The sequence below is a fragment of the Devosia sp. Soil_C_22 genome, assembly GCF_057657195.1.
The window spans coordinates 625,761-649,519 of record NZ_JBDGIY010000001.1 but is presented as its reverse complement, the minus strand read 5'-3'; the positions used below and the strand labels follow the sequence as shown (position 1 = coordinate 649,519).

The window sequence follows — 23,759 nt, the reverse complement described above, 5'->3', positions numbered from 1 at the left end:
GCCGCTCAACGGCGTTGCGGAAATCGTGTTTGTCTGGCCAGACCCTCCAATAGCGTTGCGTATGACTCCGATTTCTCCTCATCGGCTCGATCGTCGAGCCTTCCTCAGGGTGGCTGCCGCCGGCGCGGCGCTGCTTTCCTCGACATCTCTCACTTCGATTGCATTCGCGCAGGACGCGGAGGCGACGGCGTTCGACTTCGACACGCTGACCGCCGGCATGCGCGCGGCGGCGGCCAAGCCGCACGTCGCCGGAACCATCGAGCTGCCGCCGCTCTACGCGGCGCTCAACTACGATACGTTCCGGAAGATCCAGTTCGACCCCACGCATGCGCGCTGGCTCGACAACAATTCGGGCTTCCAGGTGCATGCCTTCCCGATGGGCTGGCTGTTCAAGGAACCGGTGGGCATCCACGAGGTGTTCGAGGGCAAGGCGCTGCCCTTCAACTTCTCCAATGACGACTTCATGTTCTACGACGCGGACATGAAGGCGCAGGCGGCGACCGAAGCCTTTCCCGGCATTGCCGGGGTGCGACTGAACTTCCCACTCAACCAGTCTGACAAGATGGATGAGCTCGTCTCCTTCCTCGGCTCGAGCTATTTTCGCGCGCTGGGGCGCGGCAATATCTACGGGCTCAGCGCCCGCGGGCTCGCGGTCGACTCGTGGATGGCGGGGCCGGAGGAGTTTCCGCGCTTTTCCAATTTCTGGCTTGAGCGCCCCACCGAGGGCCAGCCGCTGGTGATGTATGCGAGCCTCGAGAGCCAGCGCGTCACCGGCGCCTATCGCTTCGAGATCACGCCGGCCAACCCGGACCGGCAGGAAACCACGATCGACATCACAGCACGGCTGTTCTTCCGCGAAGATATCGGCGAGATCGGCATCGCGCCGCTGACCTCGATGTTCCTGTTCGCCGAGACCAACCGTTCGGCCTTCGACGACTACCGGCCGCAGGTGCATGACAGCAACGGGCTGATCGTCGAGCGGGACGGTGGCGAAGTATTCTGGCGGCCGCTCAACAACACGCCGGCGCTGGGCAACTCCTACCTGTGGGAAAACAACCCGCGCGCCTTCGGGCTCTACCAGCGCGACCGCAATTTCGAGACCTACCAGGATGCCGGCGCGCATTACGAGCGGCGGCCGTCGGCGCGGATCGAACCGGTAGGCGACTGGGGCCAAGGCCATGTGCGCCTGATCGAGGCGCCGAGCCGGCTCGAGGCGGAAGACAATATCGTGGCCTTCTGGGTCCCGGCCGATCCGGTCAAGGCGGGCGAGGAGCGCGAGTTCCACTACCGCCTCATATGGGGCGATCTCAGCCCTAAAGATGACGCACCGCTCGCCCATGTTGTCGAGACACGAGCGGGCCAGGGCGGGGTATCGGGCGTCGAGAACGATGCCAAGCTCAGGAAGTTCGTGATCGACTTCGCCGGCGGCGAACTCACCGACATGCCCGAGGATGCTGCGCTGGACGTGGTGGCGACGGCATCGGCTGGCGAGATCGTATCGTCGGCATTCAGCAAGATCGCGGCGAATGGGGTGTGGCGTCTCGCCCTCGACGTGATGATCGAAGATGTCGCACCGGTGGAACTGAAGGCCAATGTCGTCAGTTCCGGGCGCGCAATCACCGAGACGTGGCTCTATCAGTGGCGAGGCCAGGCATGAAGCACGAAGGACTAACCGCGTCGACCAACGCGCTGCCCGACGCGCCTCTCGCGATGCCCAAGCAGGTCCTGGAGCGCCGCCGTGTTTCGCTGTTCTCGGCGCTGCGCGCGGTATTCTCAGCCGCGCTGCCGTGGTGACGGAGGCCTTCCCGCAATGCCGGCGAGCTGCCCGTAAATGGCGCAAGCGCATCGTATTCGCGTAACGGCGCTGGTCGCCTCTGTGGCACTGAGCCTCGGGGCCGGCTGGTTGTACGCGCGCTTCATCGGCAATGACGGTACCAGCCTGCTCGACCTGCTGCGCGCCGCGCTGTTCATCCTCACCGGCTTCTGGCTGGTGTGGGGCGGCGTTGCCGGCGTGATGGGGGCCCTCGCTCCGTCGCGGCGAAAGCCCTGGCTCGGCGGAGCGCCGCGCGGCAAGACCGCGGTGCTGATGCCGATCTACAACGAGGACGCGGCCGCGAGCTTCTCGCGTGTCGCCGCGATGAACCGCAGTCTCGTGGCCCTGAACGTCGCCGACAGGTTCGATTTCGTCATCCTCTCCGACACCAATCGCGAGGAAGTGGCGGCCGAGGAAGTGGTGTGGTTCGGCCAGCTACTCGCCGAGCCGCAAGCCGAGGGCCGGATGTTCTACCGCCGGCGCGACCGCAATATCGGCAAGAAGGCCGGCAATATCGAGGATTTCATCTCGCGCTCGGGCGCGGCCTACGACTATGCGCTGGTGCTCGACGCCGACAGCCTGATGGCGGGCGAAACCATCGTGCAGCTGGCGCGGCGCATGGACGAGGACGGGCGGCTCGGCCTGCTGCAGACCGTGCCGGAGGTGATCCACGCGCACTCCATGTTCGGCCGGCTGATGCAGTTTTCGGCCGCCTACCTCTCTCCCTATTTCGCCCGTGGGCAGGCGCAGATGCAGGGCGAGGAAGGCCCGTACTGGGGCCACAATGCCATCGTGCGCGTCTCGGCCTTCGCCGCGAGCTGCGGGCTGCCGATGCTGTCGGGCAAGCCGCCGGCCGGCGGGCATATCCTCAGCCACGACTATGTCGAGGCGGCGCTCTTGTCGCGCGCCGGCTGGAAGGTCGAGGTCGACCCCTATCTCACCGGCTCGTACGAAGAAGGGCCGGAGAACCTGATCGAATATGCCAAGCGCGACCGGCGCTGGTGCCAGGGCAATCTGCAGCACCGGCGCCTCCTGGGCGCGCCCGAGCTCAAGTGGTGGAACCGTTTCACCTTCGTGCAGGGCATCATGGCCTATGTCGCCTCGCCGCTGTGGCTGCTGCTGCTCGCTGCGAGCATCATCGCAGCGGTGTTTCCGTCCCGCTACTGGTGGCGCGACGACGAAACCGGCATCTGGGTGCTGGCGGCCGCGGTTGCCGTCGTGCTGCTGGTGCCGAAATTCCTGATCCTCCTGCGCTCGACCGTTGCCGGCCGCAACCGCGGCTTCGGCGGCACGGTCCGCGCCGGACTTTCGGTGCTGGTCGAAATCCTGATGTCGACGCTGCTGGCGCCGATCATGCTGTGCTTCCAGTCCAAGGCCGTGGCCGAGATCCTGCTCGGGCTCGATGGCGGCTGGCCGGCGACCAACCGCGACGAGAGCCGGGTAAGCTTTTCAACGGCGTTCGCCGCAAGCTGGTGGGTGACGGTGGCGGGAGCGCTGATCCTCGCGATCGGCACCGCGCTCGCCCCCGACCTGGTGCTGTGGCTGCTGCCGGTAACGTTGCCGGCGATCTTTGCGCCGGTACTCATATCGGTGACCTCGCACGGGCTGGTGGCGGGACATCGGCCGTTTCTGTTCGTCACGACCAGCGAGAGTGCGCCGGCGCCGGTCATCATCGAGCAGCAGCGCATCTACCTGAGCTGGACACAGCCGGGCCAGGACGCCTCGCAGCCCACCATCGGCGGGATGACGCATGGCTTTGCCTGAAGACGGCACGGTGCTGGCGCGCGCCAACCTGATGGACCGGGTGCGCGCCGCCTTCACGCCGCGCGTCGAAGCTGTGGCTGTACCGGGCGGGCGCGACGCGCGGCTCGACATGTTTCGCGGGCTGGCGCTGGTGATGATCTTCATCAACCACGTGCCGGGCAATTTCTACGAGAACCTGACCAGCCGCAACTTCGGCTTCTCGGACGCGGCCGAAGCCTTCGTGTTCATGTCGGGGCTGGCGGCCGGGCTGGCCTATTCGGGGCGCTTCGCCACCGGACCGCTCTGGCCGGCAATCGCCAGGGTGTGGGCGCGGGCGCGGCATCTCTATTTCGTGCACCTCGCCATCACCTTCATGGCCCTGGCGATCTTTGCCGCCGCGGCCGTGTGGTTCGGGCTCTACCAGGTGCTCGAGACCAATAATATCCCGCCGCTGTTCCAGCAGCCGCTCGAGGTGATGATCGGGCTGCCGCTGATGACCCATCAGCTGGGCTATCTCAATATCCTGCCGCTCTACATCACGCTGCTGCTCGCCACCCCCGGCATCATCATGCTGGGCCGACGCTGGCCGCTGCCGACGCTGCTCGGCTCGGTCGCGGTTTGGCTGCTTGCCGGGCAGTTCCGGCTGAACCTGCCCAACTATCCCGTAGCGGGCGGCTGGTTCTTCAACCCGCTGAGCTGGCAGCTGCTGTTCACGATCGGCCTGCTGTCGGGCATGGCGATGAAGCAGGGCAAGCACTTCGTGCCCAGGCTCGACTGGTTGTTCACGCTCAGCGCCGGCTTCCTGGTGCTGGTGCTGGTGTGGATGAAGGTGCCGGCGATCGGCGATGCGGGGCGGCAGGTGCTGGGCTTTTTCAGCCGGCTCGGCGTGCCCTTCTACATGACATGGTTCGACAAGACCTATCTCGCCCTGCCCCGGCTGCTGCATGCGCTGGCCCTGTTCTATGTGGTGGGCACGCTGCCGGTCATGCGGCAGCTCGCCGAATCACGCTGGGCCGCCCCGCTGCGCCTCATGGGGCGGCAGGGGCTCGCCGTGTTCGCGACCGGCACGGTGATCAGCCTGCTTCTGCAAGCGGTGAAGACCGGCGTCGCAGCCGATTTCTGGCTTGATACGCTGTTCATCGGCAGTGGGCTCGCGGGATTGGTGCTGCTGGCCTATGTGCTTACGCGCACTCAGCAAATGAGCAGGCCGGCAAAGGCCTGAGGTTGCCATCAGGCAACCAAAAACATCAGCGACAGTATCGCTCACTTTTGTGAGAGAATTGCTGCCATTCCAGCATTAGGACTTGGCAGCCATGCAACCGCTCTACTAGCCTCTACTTATCTGAGGGAGGGGTGCCTGTACTCGAGCGCCGGGAGCGTTTGATGGCTAGAAGGCGACCACTCTATAGCCGGTCCCAGCGACCGCGGGCAGCGGAAGGATCGGCGTGGGTTGCGCCGGACGGAGTGAGCCCGGTCTATGTCGATCTCCCCGATGAGGCGACGAGCCCCGGCTTGCGCCAACGCATCGGCGCCTGGTGGAGCCGGCTCTACAACAAGCATCAGGGTCCGGTTCTCGTCGCGGTCGGCGCGCTGGTGACGTTGCTGCTGATCGCGACCTACGACCTCATCACCCCCGACCCGCAGCGCATCAGCGACTGGCAGTTCATGACCGCGGTGAACCAGGTGGTCGACGAGCGGCCGCGCGGGCCGTCGGTCGAGTCGGTGGCCTTTGCCCGGATCATCGGCTCGGTGGTGCGGGTGGATGGCTATGAGCCGGAGGAAACGCCGGTACCGAGCGGGCCCAAGGAGCAGGAAACCCCGATGGCGGAACTGCCGGCCGAAGGCCAGGTAGAGGAAGACTTCCACGAGCAGTTCACCGCCGTGGGGACGGGTGTCGTGATCGATGATACCGGCACCATCCTCACCAACCTCCATGTCGCGGGCGCGGCAAACCGCCTACGCGTGACCTTCATGGATGGCACGGAGTCGCCGGCGATGATGGTAGGTGCGCAGCCCGACCAGGATCTCGCGATCATCCGGCCGACCACCATTCCCGACGACCTGCTACCGGCGACGCTCGCCTCGAGCGCCGGTCTCGCGCCGGGGGACGAGGTGGTGGCGGTGGGCTTCCCGTTCGGCATCGGCCCTTCCGCATCGGCCGGCGTGGTGTCGGGGCTGGGGCGCGTCCTCGCCGAGGACGGCAAGGCGAAGCTGCAGAATCTCATCCAGTTCGACGCGGCGGCCAATCCGGGCAATTCGGGCGGGCCGCTGGTCAATGCCGATGGCGAGGTGGTGGGCATCGTGACCGCCATCCTCAACCCATCCGGCCTCCGCACGTTTGCCGGTATCGGCTTTGCCGTACCGATCGAGACTGCCGCCGGCGCGGCGGGGGAGAACCCGCTGTGATGCTGCGTTTCCGGCCCCTCGCCTCATCCTCGATGTCATTCCTGCGAAAGCAGGAATCCATTTCGCCGCCCGCGCCAGCTGAACCTGTCATCCCTGCCTTCGCAGGGATGACAGCCGGTGGTGGACAGGCAATCGAGCCTCCCACCTAACCGCTAACCCCGACGGAGACCATGGACGACACATCAAAAGACTCCGGACCTGCGGTCGCTTCGCTGATGGAGCAGGTGCTGTACGAGGTGAAGAAGGTGGTGGTCGGCCAGGACCATTTCCTCGAGCGGGTGCTGGTGGCGCTACTCGCCAAGGGGCACCTGCTGGTCGAGGGCGTACCGGGGTTGGCCAAGACCCTGACCGTCAACACGCTGGCCCAGGTGATCCAGGGCAGTTTCAAGCGCGTGCAGTTCACACCCGACCTGGTGCCATCGGACCTCGTGGGCACGCGCATCTACAACCAGAAGACCGGGGAGTTCACCACTTCGCTCGGCCCGGTGTTCGCCAACCTGCTGCTCGCCGACGAAATCAACCGCGCACCGGCCAAGGTGCAATCGGCGCTGCTCGAGGTGATGCAGGAGCGGCAGGTCACGATCGCGGGCGAGACGCACAAGGTGCCGAACCCCTTCGTCGTCATGGCGACGCAGAACCCGATCGAGACCGAGGGCACCTACCCCCTGCCCGAGGCGCAGGTCGACCGCTTCATGATGAAGGTGCTGGTCGGCTACCCCACCGAGGAAGAGGAGTTCGTGATCGTCTCGCGGGTTACCGGCGCGATGCAGGCGGTGGCGCGTGTGGCGACGACCGAGCAACTGGTGGCCTTGCAGGCCAAGTGCCACAGCCTGTTCGTCGACCCCTCGCTGATCCAGTTCGCGGTGAAGGTGGTGGCAGCGACGCGCAAGCCTTCGCTGGCCGGGCTCGCCGACATGGAGCGCTTCATCACCTATGGCGGCAGCCCGCGCGCCACGATCAACATGATCCAGGCGGGGCGGGCGCTCGCCTTCCTGCGCGGCCGCGAATATGTGTTGCCCGAGGACGTGCTCGACGTGACCCCCGACGTGCTGCGGCACCGGATCGTGCTCAGCTACGAGGCGATTTCGGAATCGATCACGCCCGACGCGCTGATCGGCCAGTTGCTCAAGGCCATCCCTGCCCCCGACAAACCCCTGGAGAGCCATGTCCGCATCGCCGCGACAGGCTGAGAAACTGCTCGGCCGACTGGAATGGACGGTGATCCGCCGGCTCGACGGGCTGCTGCAGGGCGACTACCGCACGCTGTTCCGCGGCTTCGGGCTCGATTTCGCCGACCTGCGCGAATACCAGGCCTATGACGATGTGCGGCACATCGACTGGAACGTGACGGCGCGCACCGAGGTGCCGCATGTGCGGATCTACAACGAGGATCGCGACGTCACCGCCTGGTTCCTGCTCGATCTGTCGCCATCGGTGGATTTCGGCTCGACCGAGATGACGAAACGCCAGATCCTCACCGAGTTCACCGCGACGGTGGCGCGGCTGCTGACGCGGCAGGGCAACAAGGTCGGCGCCATCCTGTTCGACGGGATGAACGATTTCGTCATCCCTCCGCGCACGGGCCGGCGGCATGTGCTGCATGTGCTCGACAAGATCCTCGCCAACCCGCGGCGGCTGCGCTCGCCCGAGACCGACCTCAACGCCTTCCTTGGCCGCGCCATGAGCGTGATCCGGCGCCGCTCGATCTGCTTCGTGGTGTCCGATTTCGTCTCGAAACCTGGCTGGGAGCGCGGGCTGAGCCACCTCAGCCAGCGGCACGAGGGGATCGCGGTGCGGCTGCTCGACCCGATGGACATGGCGCTGCCGGACATGGGGATGCTGGTGTTTCAGGATGCCGAGTCCGGCGAGCAGCTGTTCGTCGATACGGTTGATCCGCGCTTCCGCAGGCGCTTCGTCGAGGCGGCGGCGCGCAACGAAGAGACGATGATGGATGCGTTCGCGGCGGCCGGGCTCGACGTGCTCGAGCTGGCGACGACGGACGACCTGGTGGATGCGGTGCTGCGCTTTGCCAACATGCGCAAGGTGCAGGCCCGGCTCAGTTCCGGCGGAGCCCTGCCGGCGACAGTGTGACTTTGGCCTCAGCGCCCAGGCGGGCGCAACGAGATGGACGGTGGTGACGGCATGACTTTCCTCTGGACGCACATGCTCTGGCTGCTGGTGCTGGTGCCGCTGCTGGTCGCGGCCTATGTGTGGCTGCTCCGCCGCAAGAAGAAATCCGCCATCCGCTACGCCAACCTGGCGCTGGTGAAGCAGGCCATGGGCAAGAGCCCGGGCTGGCGCCGGCACGTGCCCCCCGCCCTGCTGCTGCTCGCCATCACGGTGCTGATCCTCGCCGTGGCCCGCCCCGCGGCGGTCGTAGAACTGGCGTCGTCGCGCGCCACCGTGATCCTGTCGATGGACGTTTCCGGCTCGATGCGGGCCCGCGATGTCGAGCCCTCGCGCATCGTTGCGGCGCAAGAGGCGGCCAAGGAGTTCATCCGCAAGCAACCGGCCGACGTGCAGATCGGCATCGTCGCCTTTGCTTCGGCGGCGGTGCTGGTGCAGGCGCCGACCATCGATCGTGAGGCGCTGTACCAGGCGATCAACAGCTTCGATCTGCGGCGCGGCACCGCCGTGGGCTCGGGCGTGCTGGTGGCGCTCGCCACCATCTTCCCCGATGAGAATTTCGACATGGACGGTGACGACCCGCGCGATCGCCTCGGGCTGCCCAGCTTCGGCAACGGGCCGAACGGCTTCCTCGGCTCGCCGCCGCCGGCGCAGGAACTCGAAGGGTTGCTGGCGCAGAACCCGACGCAGCCGCATATCCCGGTGGAGCCGGGCTCGTATGAGAGCGCGGTGGTGATCCTCCTCACCGACGGCGCGACGACCACGGGACCCGATCCAGTCGCGGCAGGCCGGGTGGCCGGGGACTATGGCGTCAAGGTCTACACCGTGGGGTTCGGCTCGGCGAGCGGCGACGTCGTCGATTTCGGCGGCCGTTCGATGCGGGCCCAGCTCGACGCCGACACGCTGCAGGCGATCGCCGACGCCACCGAGGGCGAGTACTACGAGGCCACCAGCGCCGAGGGACTGGAAGAGGTGTACGAGTCGCTTTCCACCCGGCTGATCAGCGAGAAGAAGCTGACCGAGATCGCCTTCGTGTTTGCCGGGATCGGAGCCCTGCTCGCGGCAGCGGCGGCGGGGTTGTCGATGGCGTGGTTCGGGCGGATCGCCTGATTTCCCCGGGAGACGCGACCTGAACGAGCGTATGTTCAGGCTTGCTGCAGATAGGGTACCCCCCTATACTACCTGCCATGTCTCACACCATCGCCAACAAATCGAAGCTCACCGCGCGCGTGCGACGCATATCGGGCCAGGTCGAAGCCATCGAGCGGGCGCTCGAGGCGGAGCTGGGCTGTGCCGATGTGCTGCAGCTGGTCGCCTCGGTGCGCGGCGCCATCAACGGGCTGACTGCCGAACTGATGGAGGACCATGTCCGCCACCACATCGTCGAGGCCGTGACCGAGAAGGAGCGCCGGCAGGGCGCGGACGAGTTGATCGAAGTGATCCGGACCTATCTCAAATGAGCCATAGCCACGTTTTCCTCGGCGCCGATCACGACCGCAACGCCAAACGGGTGTGGCTGGTGATCGCGCTGACCACCGCCATGATGGTCGCGGAGATCACCGCCGGCACGATGTTCGGCTCGATGGCGCTGACCGCCGATGGCTGGCATATGTCGACCCATGCCGGCGCCATGCTGATCGCGGCGCTGGCCTATGGCTACGCACGCCGGCAGGCGAACAACCCGCGCTTCAGCTTCGGCACCGGCAAGGTGGGCGACCTCGCCGCCTTCGCCAGCGCCATCGCGTTGATGCTGGTGGCGCTGCTGATCGGCTGGGAGAGCGCCGTGCGGCTGCTGAACCCGGTGGCGATCGGGTTCGAGGCGGCGATCGCCGTGGCGGTGATCGGACTGGCGGTGAACCTTGCTTCGGCCTGGCTGCTGATGGGCGACGGCGGGCACGCGCACCATGGGCACGATCACGGACATCACCATCATCACGACCACGCGCATCCCCATACGCATGGGCATGAACATGTCCCGGCGCGCGACAACAACCTGCGCGCGGCGTATCTGCACGTGCTGGCCGACGCGCTGACCTCGGTACTGGCCATCGTCGCGCTGATCGCAGGCAGCGTGCTGGGCTGGACCTGGACCGACCCGGTGATCGGCATTGTCGGCGCGTTGGTGATCGCGCGCTGGTCGTTCGGGCTGATCCGCGACGCCGGGCGCGTGCTGCTCGACTACGTGCCCGAGGGCGAGGACCTGCCGGCGGAGATCCGCGAGGCGGTCGAGACCGGCGAGGACAGGATCACGGACCTCCATGTGTGGCAGGTCGGGCCGGGGCACCACGCGGCGATCGTCGCGGTGACCTCACCGGCGCCGAAATCGCCCGAGGACTATCGGGCGCGGCTCAGCCACATCCACGAGCTGTCGCATGTGACGGTGGAAGTGCAGGGAGCTTAGGGGACATCGCCGCCCCCTCCACCATCCTTCGGATGGTCCCCCTCCCCCGCCCCGCGGGGGAGGATTAACGGTGCCCGAAGCGACTTACTGCGGCAGCCGGGCTGCATGGTTGGGCTCGAACTCGCCCTTGCCGAAGGTCGAGGGGAAGTTCGTCGCCATCCACTCGTAGGGATAGCCGAGCTTGAGCGGCATGGCGTCGGTGAGCTGCTGGCGCGCGTCGGCGGGCAGGTCGAAATCGCCGGCTTCCATGTTCTCGGCCACCTGCTCGACGCGACGGGCGCCGATGATGGCGGCGGTGACGCGCTTGTCGCCGAACAGCCAGCTGAGCGCCACCTGGCTCGGGGTCTTGCCGAGGTCGTCGGCAATCGACACCACGAGGTCGATCAGCTTCAGTGAATCCTCGAACCAGTAGCGCGGCAGGGCGATGGCGGCCTGGATGCCGATGCGCGAATCCGCATCGGGCTTGTCCTTCTCGCGGTACTTGCCGGACAGCATGCCGGCGGCGAGCGGGCTCCAGCAGATCATGGCGACGCCCTGGTCCTCGCAGGCCGGCAGGATCTCGCGCTCGATGTCGCGGCGGATGAGGTTGTAGAGGTGCTGCGCCGAAACCAGCGGTTCATAGCCCTTGAGCGCGGCCATGCCGTTGGTCTTGGCGATCTGGAAGGCGTAGAAGTTCGAGCAACCCAGATAGCGGATCTTGCCGGCGCTGATCAGGTCGTCGGCAGCGCGCAGGCTCTCCTCGATCGGGGTGTACGGGTCGGGGCCGTGAAACTGGTACAGGTCGACATAGTCGGTGCCCAGGCGCTTGAGGCTCGACTCGCAGGCCTCGACGATGTTCTTGCGGGAAAGGCCACGGGCGGTTGGCGCCTTGTCCGAGGGGAACCAGCATTTGGTGGCGATCACCAGCTGGTCGCGGTCATAGTCCTTGAGGGCGACACCGAGCATTTTCTCGGATTCGCCGTTGGAATAGCTGTTGGCGGTGTCGATGAAATTGCCGCCGCCTTCGACGAACTTCTTGACGATGGCGCTCGAGGTTTCCTGGTCGCAGCCCCACTGGGAATTGCCGAAGGTCATGGTGCCCAGGCACAGGCGCGACACGAGCAGGCCGGACCGCCCAAGATAACGATACTTCATTATTTCCTCCGCTTGGCGCCGCGGGAGGGATGCGACGCGCGGCGGATCGAACAGGCAAACCTGCGTTAGGTAAAGGGGACTTTTGGATGGACTGGGGCTCAGGTGCCCCGGCCAGTGGGCGGGGGATCGCCGAGGCCGCCCATACCCATTCCCATGCCGCCCCCCATTCCACCGCCCATGCCACCTCCACCGGCGCCGCCTCCGCCGCCACCACCGCGACCGCCCTCGCCACCCCGGCCCCGGCCGCCCGAGCCGGATGGGCGGGTTGGCCCCTGGGCGGGGATGGTGAGATCGGCGGGCACGGCCTCGAGGTCGAGCGCCTTGCGGATGAAATTACGCAGCGAGACCACCAGTTCATGGGTCGACACCGGGTGGCCGGCGACGAGCTCGCGCGCCGCGCGTTCGGCGAGGCGTACCTGCTCCTCGGTGCCGAGCAGGATGATGTCGGACAGCGCCGCCTCCACTGCGTCGCGCACCTGGCGGCGGCGTTCGGCGGCCGGGCTGTCGGCTTCCATCCTGCCCCCTACCTTGTCCCCGCCCTCGTCCTCCGCCGCCCCTTCCGCAGGCGGCGCCGCAGGGAGGACGTGCAGGTCGCGCTTGTGGGTGGGATCGACGCTGAGATTGCCGGTGAAGGAACCGCCCAGCACCTTGTAGGCGGCAATCAGCGTCTTCAGCCGTTCATTGATCTGGCGGTTGAGACGCTGCTGGCGCTGCTGGATGGTCATCATGACGAGCAGGCGGATACCGATGCCGATGAGGGCAAAGAGCGCAATGCCGAGGACGGTGCCGAGCAGGGCCTGCCATGAACTGAAATCGAGGTTGCGCAGCGGGGCCTCCCATCGGACATGTCGATGCGTCGCGGCTGGATAGCATGCGCCGGTCCGGTGCGGCCACGAACATCGTCGGCGGGAGCTGGGCCTCGGTGCGGGCTGCAACCGACCGTTCCGGGGCGCCAGCTGCCTCGGACAGTTCACGTTCGAAGCGGTTCACAACACCGGCGTCATCTCCGCGAAGGCAGGGATCCCGCTTGCGCCCGCTCGGTGCCCGACCGGGTTCCCGCCTGCGCGGATGACATTGTGGGCGGGGCCGCCTCAGTCCGAACGTGAAGTGCTCTAGATCATGTACGCCATGGTCCATGCGGCGAGGCCGAGCATGTAGAGAAAGCCGAGAGCGAGGGAGCGGATCATTGCCGTAGCGCCTTGTTCTTGTCGTTGTACCGCGCGCTGTGACAACGCTGGCATCGGCGCAAGGTTCGCCTGTGCGGCCGCCGTTTTCCGGCAGTAACGAGCTTCAGCCTGCGCCTGTTATCCCGCTGACACACAACCACAAGTCGGCCAAAGCAGAGCTGTGCCAACCTCCATAGGTGACATGCTCCACCAGTAGCCGCGCCCATGGAGCATGCGTGTTCGGCCCCACAGGCCGGACGGATAGCCCGGGGAGGATTGCGGTCCGCACCAGCGATCCTCCCCGGCATCTCTTTCCCCGCCGATGCAGGACAAAGAAAAAAGGCCCGCCGAACCGGCGGGCCTAGTCGTGTGCATGGTTGTTTTCCGGCCGGGCAGCGACCGGTTTTGGGGGCGTCGCTCAAATCTTTTGGGGGCTGCGAGGTGAGCGACGACGTAAGCTATAAGCGAGCCGGGCTGTGGCGGGCCTTTTGGCGAATGTCAGCGGATTGACAGCTAGAGCCGGTCGAAGCGGACTACGACCTCGAAGCGCGAGCGGCGCACCACCGAGCAGGCGACCGAGCTGTGATTGTCGACATCGAGCACGAAGGCGGAGGGAAGGCCATCGGCCTTGGGCAGGCGGAGCGTCGCGCCGTTGCGGCTGGGATTGTGGATATCGCAGGTCGTGGGCGCGCCTGCCGTTGCGATCGAGCCGCGCAGGACCCGCAGCTTCGGTGAGTTCCAGAATTCGGGCATTCGTCATCCCCCTAATGGTAAGCAGGCCTTGTCTCGGCGATGAATCGGTGCACTCCCTTGGTCCGACGACTTTAGTTGTACCGATCCGGTCTATCGGGAAGCTGTGCGGCGACATCAACGGATTCACAGCTTGCCGGCATTACGCTAAGCGGATGATCAAACCATTCTTCCAGGTCCTGACCGTAGTCGCTGCCCTTGCCGGCGGCATGACGGTTGCCGTCGCGGCCGATGGCAACAACGGCAAGGGCAAGGGCTCCGAGAGCTCGGAAAGCGGCGGGAAGGCCGACAAGTCGGACAAGTCGGAAAGCAAAGCGGACAAGCCGGACAAGGCGGACAAGTCGACGGCCGGGGGCAAGCCCGCCGCGGCGGGCACGTCCGCCAAGCCCGATGCCGCGCGCGTGCCAGCCATACCCAAGGGCAAGGATGCCGTGGTGCCGGAGGACGTGCTGCCGCAGACCAGCGCCGACGCGCTGGCGGTGCTGCCCGAAGTGATGACCGAGGATGCATTGTCGCTGAGCGAGGTGCGCAGCGCGCTGGCGCTGGTGTCGAACGGGCGCATGCTCGACATCGCTCTTGCCGAGGTCGACGGCCGGATGGTCTATCAGGTGACTGTGCTCGAGCGGGGAAACGTGGCGCGGCAGATCGTCATTGATGCCAGGTCCGGGCTGGAAGTCGGAGACCCTCGTTGAGAGTTCTGATCGCTGAAGACGACGAGCGCATCTCCGAGCCACTCTCGGTGACCCTGCAGAGCGCGGGGTTCCTCGTGGATGTCGAGCCCGACGGCGAGGTGGCCTGGTATCGCGGCGATACCGAAACCTTCGATACCATTATCCTCGATCTCGGCCTGCCCACGCTCGACGGGCTCAGCATCCTCAAGCGCTGGCGCAATGCCGACCGGCGTGCGCCGGTGCTGGTACTGACGGCGCGAGGGCGGTGGGAGGAAAAGGTCGAGGCGATCGAATCCGGCGCTGACGACTACGTGGTCAAGCCGTTCCAGATGGAAGAAGTGGTGGCGCGCGTGCGGGCTATCGTGCGCCGCGCCAACGGACTTGCCTCCTCGCGCATTGCGTTCAAGGACTATGTGCTCGACAGCCGGCAGATGCTGGTGACCAAGAAGGGCGTACCGGTGGAACTGACGCCGCTGGAGTTGCGCCTGCTGATGCATCTGTTGCACCATCGCGGCCAGGTCGTGTCGCAGATCGAACTGACCGACCACCTTTACGACCAGGCCTCGGACAGGGATCCCAACTCGGTGGAGCAGCTCGTCGCCCGCATCCGGAAGCGCATCGGTGCCGATGTGATCGAAACCCGCCGCGGCTTTGGCTATGTCATTGCCGAGGATGCTCATTGAGCTCACTGAAGCTGAGCCTCGTGCTCGGCGCAGCGCTGTGGTCGATCCTGACGCTGAGCGCGGCCGGCGCCGCCATCACGTTCATCTTCTCGATCACCGTGCAGCGCGACCAGATGGAGGATCTCGGCGCGGCGCTTGACCGGCTGACGACCGAATTGCTGCAGGAGGAGCCCGTCATCGCGCGCGCCCTCAGCGATCCCCGTTACGAGGTGCCCGGCGGCGGCCTCTACTATCAGGTGCAGGAGCTCGAGAGCGGCGAATTGCTGCGCTCGCGCTCGCTGTGGGACAGCGAACTCGACCTGCCGACGCCGCCGGCCGGGGGCCAGGCGCTGGTGGAGCGCGCCGGCCCGGAAAGGCAGGTGCTGACCACGCTGGTGCGCGACGTCGAGATCGTGCCCGCGAGCGGCCAGCGACGGATGGTACGCATGGCGGTCGCCGAGAATGTCGACCTGCGCGGCGGCAGCATCCGCACCTTCGCCACCCAGATCGGTATTGCGCTGCTGATCGTCGCCATCGGCCTGTCGATCGCCGGCTGGTTCCTCGTCCACCTGGGGTTGCGGCCGCTCGACAAGCTGCGCCGCGGCCTCGAGCAGATCACCTCGGGCAAGCGCTCGCGGCTCGATGAAACCGTGCCGGTGGAGTTCGTCCCGCTGGTGCACGAGGTCAACTCGCTGCTCGACGTGCAGGAGCGCACGATCAAGTTGTCGCGCGAGCGGGCCGACGACCTGGCGCACGGGCTGAAGACGCCGCTGGCCGTGATGCGGGCCACGGCGGAGCGGCTGAAGGCGGCCGGCGATGTGTCCAACGCCGCGGGCCTCGAGCTGCTGAGCGCCGAGATGGCGGAACGCATCGACTACCAGTTGCGGCTGACCCAGCTGCGCATCCGCAGCGAAAGCCAGGGGCTGAGCTCGTCGGTGGACCAGGCGCTGCTCCGCAGCGTCGCGGTGATCCGCAAGACCGGGCGCGGCGCCGATCTGTTCTGGAACATGAGCGCGGACCGGGTGAACGCCGACATCGACAGCCATGACCTGATGGAGCTGGTGGGCGTGCTGCTGGAGAACGCCGCCAAGTGGGCGCGATCCGAAGTGGTGGTCGGCTGCACGCTGGCGGGGACGACTGCGCAGTTCATGGTGGCCGATGACGGCCCGGGATTGGGCGAGAACGAGATCGCGCTGCTGGGCGTGCGCGGACGGCGGCTGGACGAGACGCGCTCGGGCTCGGGCTTCGGCATCGCCATCGCCAAGGAGATCGTGCGGCTCAACCGCGGCACGATCCTGCTCGACCGCGCCCCCGCCGGCGGGCTGCGCGTGACGGTGGACCTGCCAGCCATCGCCCGGGCCGACAACTCGCCGGCATAGCCAGGCGCGGCAACTAAAGGCGTAGGCCAGGAACCTTCCCCCGGTGCACCAAGTTTCCTACCCGGAGCGGACGCTTTCCCGCCCGGAGCAGCATGACGTGCATATCACTCTCGACACTTCCCTCGATCCAGCGCCCGACCCCGATAGGTCGCCCGCTCGCGGGCGTTCTGCCATGACGCAGCGGACGTGCTGGTTCCTGGTGGTCAAGGTGAACGAGATGTGGTGGGTGGATTGCGAGGGCAAGGGCTACGGCCCGTTCGAAACCCGCAACGAAGCCGCCGAAGGCGCGCAACGGCTGGCCGCGATCTTCGGCGACGAGACGCGGCAGGCACAGGTCTGGGCGCCCGATGACGACGGGCACATGCGCATCGTCTGGCAGGGTCCCAACCCCGGCATGGCGAGATAGAACCGCCGCAGCGCGGCTCGATAATGCCGGCGAAGGACGAGCCGGCCGATGTCCGCACCCCCTCCTCCACCCACTGCGCCCCGGTCGCCGTGCGGCTGGCGACGATCAGCTAGAGCAACTGGCTGATCCACCGGGTTTCGTGCTGGCGGACTTCAAATTGCTCGGGTTCTCGGGCATGCCTGCGGATGACATCCATTGCCTCGAGAGCTCACCGTGTTGTCCTATCTATCGGAACTGCTCGCACCGTACTGGGGACCGGCGCGGCTGCTGTCGTCCTATGTGGTCCTGGCGACGGTCGGATCGTTCTGTTCGGCGGTAGCGACGGTGCTGCTGTTGCCGCGGCTGTGGCATCTGGTGACCACCGATAAGGGGCGGGCGCACGCGATCAATGCGGAACAGAGCGTCGGCAAGCCGGTAGGGGTGGGCATCTTCATCGTACTGATCACGGTGGTGGGGATCGCGCTGTTCTCTCCGGTCGATTCCCGGGTCTATTTCTGCTTCGGCGCGATGCTGGTGGCATCCGCGGTGGGATATCTCGACGATTTCAGGCGCGGCGGGTTGAGCGAGATCACGCTGGGCCTTGCCGACCTCGCGATCTCGGTGTTCGTCTGCGTGGTGATCCTCAACGGACATGACGCACAGCTGTGGCTGCCGTTCACGGCGACCGCCTTCGACCTGCCGTTCTGGCTGGCGTTGCTGGTCTACGTGCCGGTGGTGTGGATCTGCATCAACGCGACCAATTGCAGCGACGGCGTGGACGGCGTTTCGGGGACGCTGTCGGCGGTGACGATCTCAGTGCTCGGTTTCATCCTCTACATGGTCGTGGGAGACGTGAACAACGCCGAGTACCTGCTGGTGCCGTTCCGCGCCGACGCCGCCAACTGGGCCGTGGCGGCCGCCATCTTCTGTGGCGCGATCATCGGGTATCTGTGGCACAACGCGCCGCCCAGCGCGGCGCTGATGGGCGATGCGGGCTCGCGCCCGATCGGGCTGTTCATCGGCATGTGCATCGTGGTGTCGGGCAACCCGGCGATCATCTTCTTCGTCGCGCCGCTGCTTCTGTTCAATGGCGCCACGGGACTGGCGAAGGTCGCACTGATCCGGGTGTTCGGCTGGCGCGTCCTCGACAGCATCCGCTTCCCGTTTCACGATCATGTCCGCAAAAACCTGCAGTGGTCGAACGCGCAGGTGCTGTTGCGCTTCCTACTGATTCACCTTGCGAGCCTGTTCTTCCTCGTGACGCTGCTGATCAAGGTGCGGTAACACACGAGAGGGTCGCACGCGACAACATGCGACCCTCCACACGGCGCTTTGGTCGCCGCGCCTGGCGCCTGTGGCCCTGCGCCAAGAAGAACTCTGAGAACCTGCCACAGCCCGGTTTTCCGGTGATTGTCATGGCCGGTCAGCGAGCTGACAGTTCAGCCTTATCCGCCAAGGCGGCGTCGGCCCGGCAGAGTGGAGCAGGCCAGCACTTCGCCGCCGATTGGGACAGATGCCCATGCAGTGGGACGGAACCACCCTGTCGGGTCGATAGCTGCGGCTCATATGCTCAACCGGTCAGGGCCGGCGCGGCGGCCCCTATGGGATTCCGAACGATGACAAAGCAGAGTGACGGACTTGACCGGCGCGACTTCATGATCGCATCGGTGGGCGCAGTTGGAGCGGCCGCGGCCCTGATGGCGGGAAGTGCCCAGGCGCAAGACGCGGCGGCCACGCCGGTAGCGGGCGGCACAGTGCGAACCGGGGACAGTATAGACGGCAAGCCGGTGATCACGGCCCTCGACATTTCCGACCTCGAGCCGGGCAAGCACATGTTCTATTTCCAGGGCGTGCAGATGCCGACCGGGCAGAGCTGGTACGTGTCGGTGATGGTGGCCAAGGGCGCCAACCCGGGCAAGCGCGTCGGTCTGATCGCGGGCGTGCACGGCGACGAGATGAGCCCGATGCATACGCTGCAAAAGGTGATGAACGGGCTGGACCCGGCAGCGATGTCGGGCTCGGTGCTGGCGGTATTCGACCTGTCGCGACCGGCGATCGAGGCGATGGAACGCCGCTGGCACAACTCAGGCCGCGGCATGGACCTGATCGACATCAACCGGGTGTTTCCGGGCAACGAGAATGCACCGGACGCGCCGAGCCGGCACGCGGCGGCGGTGTTCAACCGGCTGTTGCGGCCCAATATCGACTTTGGCCTCGATTTCCACACCGCGGCGACATCGATGGACGCGACGGCCTTCCACCTGGCGCGCATGGACCTGCCGGAAGTTAAGGCCATGGCGGAGCTGTTCCCGATCGACCAGATTTTCGACAATTTCGGCGAAGTGGGCCTCCTCGCCAATGCGCTGATCGATGCAGGTATTCCGGCGCTCACCCCAGAGATCGGCAACCCGCGCGTGTTCGATCTGGAAATGATCGAGCTGTTCGTCGAGGGCACGCTGAACGTCTTGAAGCACCATGGCATCATTACCGGGGCGATGGGGCGGACGGGCGCGGATTCCAACATCTTCATAGCCGATGGCATGCTGCCGATCCTGACCACGCATGGCGGGTTCGTGGAGTTGCTGGTGAAGGTCAACGACGCGGTAACAGAAGGCCAGAAGGTCGCGATCCAGCGCAACACATTCGGCGAGATCGTCGCCGAGTACACCACGCCGCGGGCCGGCGAGGTGGGCGCACGGCGCACCGATGCGACGGCAGAACCGGGCACACCGATCGTGTTCATCGTGTTCGACAGCGCAACGCCGGTGGGCGGCGACGTGGTCGTCGAGTAGCCGCTCCTCCGACAAGACAGCGCCACGGCGAGGCCGGGGCGCTTTCGTTCAGGTCGTCGGCTCGCCTTCATAGGGGCCGTCGATGATTTCGCCGTGGCCATCGCGCAGCAGCAGGCGGGCCGGGATGCCGTCGGGCAGTATCTTGCCGGGCGGAAGCGGCGAGATGTAACGACGGCCGGCGAGGCGGCTGTCGAAATCGGCCCGGACTTCGGCGCGGAAGTCAGCGTCGGTCATCAGATCAAGGCCAACGCCGGCCATGACTACCGCCGTATCGAGGGAGGCCTTGTCGGCGATGGAGACGCCGCCGCAGGCGGTGACCGGCCAGGTGTGGAGGCCGACGCCGAGCGGCATGGTGGTGTAAACGAAGATGCCGACCGGGGTGTTGAAGCTGACATCGCCGACATCGGTGGCGCCGCCGGTGGTGGTTTCGGGGACAATGGGCAGCAGTCCATCGAACAGGCCGGCCTCCGGCAAGCCCATCTCGCGCTGGCAGGCACGGGCGAATTCCTGCTCCTCCTCGGTCCATTGCGGCTGCACGACACCCAGGTGCTGGTGCAGGCGGTTGACCAGCGGCTCGTTGGGCAGCAGGTCGTGGAGGCCGAAGAACAGGTCGAAATCTACCCCGGTCTGAGTGGAGGCTGCGGCACCTTCGGCGACCTCACGTACCCAGCCGGTGACATCGACCACCATCTGGCGATCGGCATCGCGGATCATGATGAAGACCTCGGCATTGTCGGGCACGACGTTCGGGGTCTCGCCGGCGGCGGTGTAGACATAGTGCAGGCGCGTCGTCGGCTGCAGATGCTCGCGCATGAACTGGATGCCGATGCCGAACAGTTCGGCGCCCTTGAGCGCGCTGCGACCTTCCCATGGATCGACGCCGGCATGGGCGGTGCGGCCGGAAAAGCGGATGCGGATCATGTTGACGGCGGCGGTGCGCACGAGGCCGACGCCGGTCATGGGCGCGGGATGCCAGGCTAGAGCGGCGTCGAGATCGTCGAACAGACCATCGCGGGCCATGTAGACCTTGGCGCCCTCGGTCTCCTCGGCGGCGCAGCCGAACACCTTGATGGTGCCAGGGATATTCCGCTCGATCATAATGGCCTTGAGCGCGAAAGCGGCACCAGTACAGCCGGCGCCGAGCATGGCGTGGCCGCAGCCATGGCCGACTTCGACGCCGTGCTCGGGGTGCGGCGCCTGCACCGGTTCGGCGGCGTTGCCGAGCCCGGGAAGCGCATCATATTCGGGCAGGAAGCCGATGGTGGGGCCGCCTTCGCCCTGCGACCATTCGGCGAGGAAGGCGGTGGGAATGCCCGACGTGCCCTCGGTGACGGTGAAACCGGCGGCCTTCAGTTCGCGGACATGTATCTGGGCGGAGAGTTCCTCGTGGAGGGAGAGTTCCGGCGTGCTCCAGACCTCGCGGTTGATGCGCAGGATGGCGTCTTCGACATCGGCCACGGCCTTGCGAGCGGCTTCGACCGAGGCAGTAACATCGGCGGACGGGGTGAGGTCCTGGGCGCGGACGGGGGCGCCGGCCAGCGACCAGGCTCCGACGGCAGAGGCGGTACCGAGCAATAGCTCACGACGATTGAGGTGCATTCGAACGCTCCGGCAATGATGGTCAGGCAAGCCCTTGACCGGGTGAATATGCCACCGGGACGGGTGTGAGCGTTGTGCGGGGTGTCCCAAGATTTGGGGGTGTGTCCCTATTTTTGGGGAGCGACAGGGGATTTGGTCGCCCCCTCCACCATGCTGCGCATGGTCACCCTCCCCCGCCCCGCGGGGGAGGATCAATCGGAGAGGCGGGTGGGCAACTACTTGCTCAGGGTGATCGCCGGTTGGCCATCCGCGCCGAGCAGGGTGAGCTGGTTGGTGGAGGTGATTCCGAAGCCGGTTATCGTTTCGAGGGCGGCAAGGAAGCTGCTTTCCTGCTGCATCAGGGGTCCGTCGCAGGCCATCATGGTCGCGCCGGCTTCGGAAAAGCTGAGGCCTTCGCCGGTGAGCGTGAAATTGCCGAAGTAGCGATTGCAGGACGCGTTGCCACCGATCTTGCCGTCGGGCGAGAACGTCATGGTGGGCTCGGAGGTGGCGATGACGGGGGTGGTGCCGATAGCGGTGATGCGCCAGTCGCCGTGGAGAAGCGTTGCCGACTCGCCGCCGCAGCCGGTGAACTGGCGCTCGCCAATGGCGACGATGGCGGTGCGGGGGAACGACATGCCGGACATGTCATCGACACAGAGCTGGTCGGCGAGGACGGCGACGAAAGGCTGGCCGTCGGCAGTGGTGACGTACAGATCGACCTTGTTGGCGGAGATGGGGGCCGGAGCCGGGCTGATCTTCAGCGGCTCGCCGTCGGGGGTGGAGAAGGTCATGGCTTCGGCGGCGATCTCGAGCGACCAGAATGGCTCGTTGCCGCGGGCGGTGACGCCGGATTGCGAAACCGCGGGGCCCGCCGTCAGCAGGAGCGCAATGGCGGCCAGGAGGCAGTGGTATGGGTGGATCATCGTTCTTGCTCTCCTAGCGATCAATGCGTTTGCCGGGCGCCGAGCGAGGTGCTGGACGACATCCAGGCGCGCACGATCTGGATGAGCCCGAAGACGGCGAGCAGCCCCCCGCCGATCTGCATCAGCAGGATGGCGCCGGTGAACGGCAGGGCGAGCAGCACGGCACCGATGGCGATGTAGATCAGTGCGCCCAGCACGGTGCTCCAGATGGGCGGGAAGGCTTCGCGGTAACGGAACAGGATGAAGAGCTCGGTAAGGCCGACGGCAATAGCGCCGATGGCTATGGCCACCGCGAGGAAGGTCGGGGTGAGCACGGAGACGAGCAGCGGGCTGAACATGAGGACGAGGCCGGCAACCACCGCAAGTACGCCGCGGGTGACGCTAAGCCAGAAAGGCCAACTCGACTCGATGCCATAGTTCTGGCTGGCGAGCGCCCCGAGCACGCCATCGACGACGAGAAATGCGCCGGCGACCACGACGACGACACGGAGCGCGGTCTCGGGCATCGCCATGGCGACGATGCCGGCGAGGAACAGCAGCACGCCGCGCAGCAGGTTGAGGGTTATGGCCAGTCTCTTGCTCGAGAGCGACATTGATCCTACTCGCTTTCATCGTTGTCGCCCCACCGGGGCAACGGGTGGGACTAGCGGCCGAGGCCGCGCAGCAGATCGGCGAAGGTCGGGTTGAGGATGCCGGAGCGCCCGATCGGCAGGCTGCCGGAAAGGTGGTGGGCGCGGGCCTCGCTGGGGGTATAGCCGAACTCGCGCCGGAAGGCCCGGCTGAACTCGCCCGGATCCATGAAGCCGCGCTCGGCGGCGATCTCGTGGATTGCGCGCGTGTCGGCACTGTTGGTGAGCGCGTGGTGCGCGTCGAGCAACCGCGCGGAGCGGATGTATTTCATCACGCCGCCAAGCGGCTCGAAGCTGCGATAGAGCGAGGAGCGCGAGACGCCGAGGGAGCGGCAGAGCTCATCGATACCGAGGCTCGGAGACAGCAGGTGCCGGCGTATCAGCTGACGGGCCCGTTCGACTTGGGTGGCATGGATCGCGGCAGAGGCGGCAATGACCGTGTCGGGATCGGGCACGGCACAGGCCGTGATGATGGCGCGGGTGGCCTCGAGCACGGGCGGCAGGTGCTCGAGGCGTAGCGTCGGCAACTGGCGCCGCAACGACATGAGGTAGTCGCTGAGCAACGCGCCGAGTTCGGGCCGCAGGTTGGCCTCGTGCAGCTGGTCCATGGCGGCAGCCGCATCGGGGAGGAAATCGCGCGGGATGAAGACGCCGATGACCTCGATACGGCGGTGCCGGCCGCGAAACGGGCGGTGCATGGCCCGTACGCGACACTGCCCGCGGGCGGTGCGGACGCCGTTATCGGCAATGGCGGAGCCAGCCTTGGGCGCGCTCAGCCACCATTGGTCGACCGGACCCACGCGCAGGTGCGAGCCGACGCGGTTGAAGCTCGAGGGCGGGATCGCCGCCTCGGCAAGCACGATCCGACCCATGTCCCAGCCGCTCAAGCGTGCCGCAAAGCCGCCCTTCCTGCCGGCGGGCGGATCATTGGCAGCCAGCGCACCGGTAATTTCGGTCCACGCATCGAACTGATCCTGCCGGCTCAGATGCGAGGTTCCGAAATGATGGGCCGGAACATAGTGGACATTGCTTTGGGCCGAACCAGACCCAGCCGGCTCATGGTCAAGCACCATAAATGCCTCCATCAGAAGGCTGCACCAAGTCAAATCGTCAAAGCACTACGTTGCAACTCGCCGCCGCGCGGGCGAATCCTGATATTTCGCAGGACTGTACGTGTTGGTGCGAATAGTTACCACT

The 23,759-nt window shown here is 66.3% G+C and carries 23 protein-coding genes; 16 read left to right on the top strand and 7 right to left on the bottom strand.

Annotation, left to right across the window (positions count from 1 at the left end; genetic code table 11):
• Positions 1–109: 109 nt before the first annotated feature.
• The 10 genes from AC3A6I_RS03080 (at position 110) to dmeF (ending at position 10,490) form a co-directional block, all read left to right on the top strand.
• Positions 110–1,657, top strand: a complete 1,548-nt coding sequence (locus AC3A6I_RS03080) for an OpgD/OpgG family glucan biosynthesis protein (RefSeq protein ID WP_487541715.1) — start codon at positions 110–112, stop codon at positions 1,655–1,657.
• Positions 1,654–1,794, top strand: coding sequence for a hypothetical protein (locus AC3A6I_RS03075; protein WP_487541714.1), 141 nt, complete (start codon positions 1,654–1,656; stop codon positions 1,792–1,794). Before AC3A6I_RS03080 ends, AC3A6I_RS03075 begins: the two co-directional genes overlap by 4 nt.
• Positions 1,795–1,831: 37 nt before the next feature.
• On the top strand, positions 1,832–3,577 hold the full coding sequence (gene mdoH, locus AC3A6I_RS03070) for a glucans biosynthesis glucosyltransferase MdoH (RefSeq protein WP_487541713.1): 1,746 nt from the start codon (positions 1,832–1,834) through the stop codon (positions 3,575–3,577).
• Positions 3,564–4,778: an OpgC family protein gene (locus AC3A6I_RS03065; RefSeq protein WP_487541712.1), complete on the top strand. Its 1,215-nt coding sequence runs from the start codon at positions 3,564–3,566 to the stop codon at positions 4,776–4,778. Before mdoH ends, AC3A6I_RS03065 begins: the two co-directional genes overlap by 14 nt.
• A gap of 290 nt (positions 4,779–5,068) precedes the next feature.
• A complete protein-coding gene (locus AC3A6I_RS03060) occupies positions 5,069–5,962 on the top strand; it encodes a S1C family serine protease (RefSeq protein WP_487541711.1) in 894 nt (297 codons plus the stop codon).
• A 170-nt stretch (positions 5,963–6,132) separates the two neighbouring features.
• A complete protein-coding gene (locus AC3A6I_RS03055) occupies positions 6,133–7,152 on the top strand; it encodes an AAA family ATPase (protein WP_487541710.1) in 1,020 nt (339 codons plus the stop codon).
• A complete protein-coding gene (locus tag AC3A6I_RS03050; protein WP_487541709.1) occupies positions 7,127–8,053 on the top strand; it encodes a DUF58 domain-containing protein in 927 nt (308 codons plus the stop codon). Before AC3A6I_RS03055 ends, AC3A6I_RS03050 begins: the two co-directional genes overlap by 26 nt.
• A gap of 51 nt (positions 8,054–8,104) precedes the next feature.
• Positions 8,105–9,199: a VWA domain-containing protein gene (locus AC3A6I_RS03045; protein ID WP_487541708.1), complete on the top strand. Its 1,095-nt coding sequence runs from the start codon at positions 8,105–8,107 to the stop codon at positions 9,197–9,199.
• 77 nt (positions 9,200–9,276) lie between these two features.
• Positions 9,277–9,549 (top strand): metal/formaldehyde-sensitive transcriptional repressor, encoded by a 273-nt coding sequence (locus tag AC3A6I_RS03040; RefSeq protein WP_487541707.1) that lies wholly within the window; start codon positions 9,277–9,279, stop codon positions 9,547–9,549.
• Complete coding sequence (dmeF, locus tag AC3A6I_RS03035; protein ID WP_487541706.1) at positions 9,546–10,490, top strand: CDF family Co(II)/Ni(II) efflux transporter DmeF; 945 nt, start codon at positions 9,546–9,548, stop codon at positions 10,488–10,490. The genes AC3A6I_RS03040 and dmeF overlap by 4 nt, the downstream gene beginning before the upstream one ends.
• Before the next feature lie 84 nt (positions 10,491–10,574).
• On the opposite strand, the gene AC3A6I_RS03030 is transcribed toward dmeF, so the two are convergent.
• The 3 genes from AC3A6I_RS03030 to AC3A6I_RS03020 form a co-directional block, all read right to left on the bottom strand.
• Positions 10,575–11,624 (bottom strand): aldo/keto reductase, encoded by a 1,050-nt coding sequence (locus tag AC3A6I_RS03030; protein ID WP_487541705.1) that lies wholly within the window; start codon positions 11,622–11,624, stop codon positions 10,575–10,577.
• 98 nt (positions 11,625–11,722) lie between these two features.
• Positions 11,723–12,451, bottom strand: a complete 729-nt coding sequence (locus AC3A6I_RS03025) for a hypothetical protein (protein ID WP_487544975.1) — start codon at positions 12,449–12,451, stop codon at positions 11,723–11,725.
• 852 nt (positions 12,452–13,303) lie between these two features.
• A complete protein-coding gene (locus AC3A6I_RS03020) occupies positions 13,304–13,543 on the bottom strand; it encodes a hypothetical protein (protein ID WP_487541704.1) in 240 nt (79 codons plus the stop codon).
• A gap of 152 nt (positions 13,544–13,695) precedes the next feature.
• Between AC3A6I_RS03020 and AC3A6I_RS03015 the strand changes: the two genes are divergently transcribed.
• The 6 genes from AC3A6I_RS03015 (at position 13,696) to AC3A6I_RS02990 (ending at position 19,429) form a co-directional block, all read left to right on the top strand.
• The gene (locus AC3A6I_RS03015) at positions 13,696–14,232 is read left to right on the top strand and encodes a PepSY domain-containing protein (RefSeq protein WP_487541703.1); all 537 of its coding nucleotides are present in this window, start codon (positions 13,696–13,698) and stop codon (positions 14,230–14,232) included.
• On the top strand, positions 14,229–14,894 hold the full coding sequence (locus AC3A6I_RS03010) for a response regulator transcription factor (protein WP_487541702.1): 666 nt from the start codon (positions 14,229–14,231) through the stop codon (positions 14,892–14,894). Before AC3A6I_RS03015 ends, AC3A6I_RS03010 begins: the two co-directional genes overlap by 4 nt.
• Positions 14,891–16,252 carry an ATP-binding protein gene (locus AC3A6I_RS03005; protein WP_487541701.1) on the top strand — a complete coding sequence of 454 codons (1,362 nt, stop codon included), beginning with the start codon at positions 14,891–14,893 and terminating at the stop codon, positions 16,250–16,252. The genes AC3A6I_RS03010 and AC3A6I_RS03005 overlap by 4 nt, the downstream gene beginning before the upstream one ends.
• A 172-nt stretch (positions 16,253–16,424) precedes the next feature.
• Positions 16,425–16,658: a hypothetical protein gene (locus AC3A6I_RS03000; protein WP_487541700.1), complete on the top strand. Its 234-nt coding sequence runs from the start codon at positions 16,425–16,427 to the stop codon at positions 16,656–16,658.
• 216 nt (positions 16,659–16,874) lie between these two features.
• Positions 16,875–17,921: an MraY family glycosyltransferase gene (locus tag AC3A6I_RS02995; protein WP_487541699.1), complete on the top strand. Its 1,047-nt coding sequence runs from the start codon at positions 16,875–16,877 to the stop codon at positions 17,919–17,921.
• Between the two features lie 332 nt (positions 17,922–18,253).
• A complete protein-coding gene (locus AC3A6I_RS02990) occupies positions 18,254–19,429 on the top strand; it encodes a M14 family metallopeptidase (RefSeq protein WP_487541698.1) in 1,176 nt (391 codons plus the stop codon).
• Positions 19,430–19,477: 48 nt separating this feature from the next.
• On the opposite strand, the gene AC3A6I_RS02985 is transcribed toward AC3A6I_RS02990, so the two are convergent.
• From AC3A6I_RS02985 to AC3A6I_RS02970, 4 genes are all read right to left on the bottom strand, one after another.
• The gene (locus AC3A6I_RS02985; RefSeq protein WP_487541697.1) at positions 19,478–21,028 is read right to left on the bottom strand and encodes an amidohydrolase; all 1,551 of its coding nucleotides are present in this window, start codon (positions 21,026–21,028) and stop codon (positions 19,478–19,480) included.
• Positions 21,029–21,243: 215 nt separating this feature from the next.
• Positions 21,244–21,933: an META domain-containing protein gene (locus AC3A6I_RS02980; RefSeq protein ID WP_487541696.1), complete on the bottom strand. Its 690-nt coding sequence runs from the start codon at positions 21,931–21,933 to the stop codon at positions 21,244–21,246.
• Positions 21,934–21,953: 20 nt separating this feature from the next.
• Complete coding sequence (locus AC3A6I_RS02975) at positions 21,954–22,526, bottom strand: HdeD family acid-resistance protein (RefSeq protein ID WP_487541695.1); 573 nt, start codon at positions 22,524–22,526, stop codon at positions 21,954–21,956.
• Between the two features lie 50 nt (positions 22,527–22,576).
• Positions 22,577–23,635: a helix-turn-helix domain-containing protein gene (locus AC3A6I_RS02970; RefSeq protein WP_487541694.1), complete on the bottom strand. Its 1,059-nt coding sequence runs from the start codon at positions 23,633–23,635 to the stop codon at positions 22,577–22,579.
• Positions 23,636–23,759 lie beyond the last annotated feature (124 nt).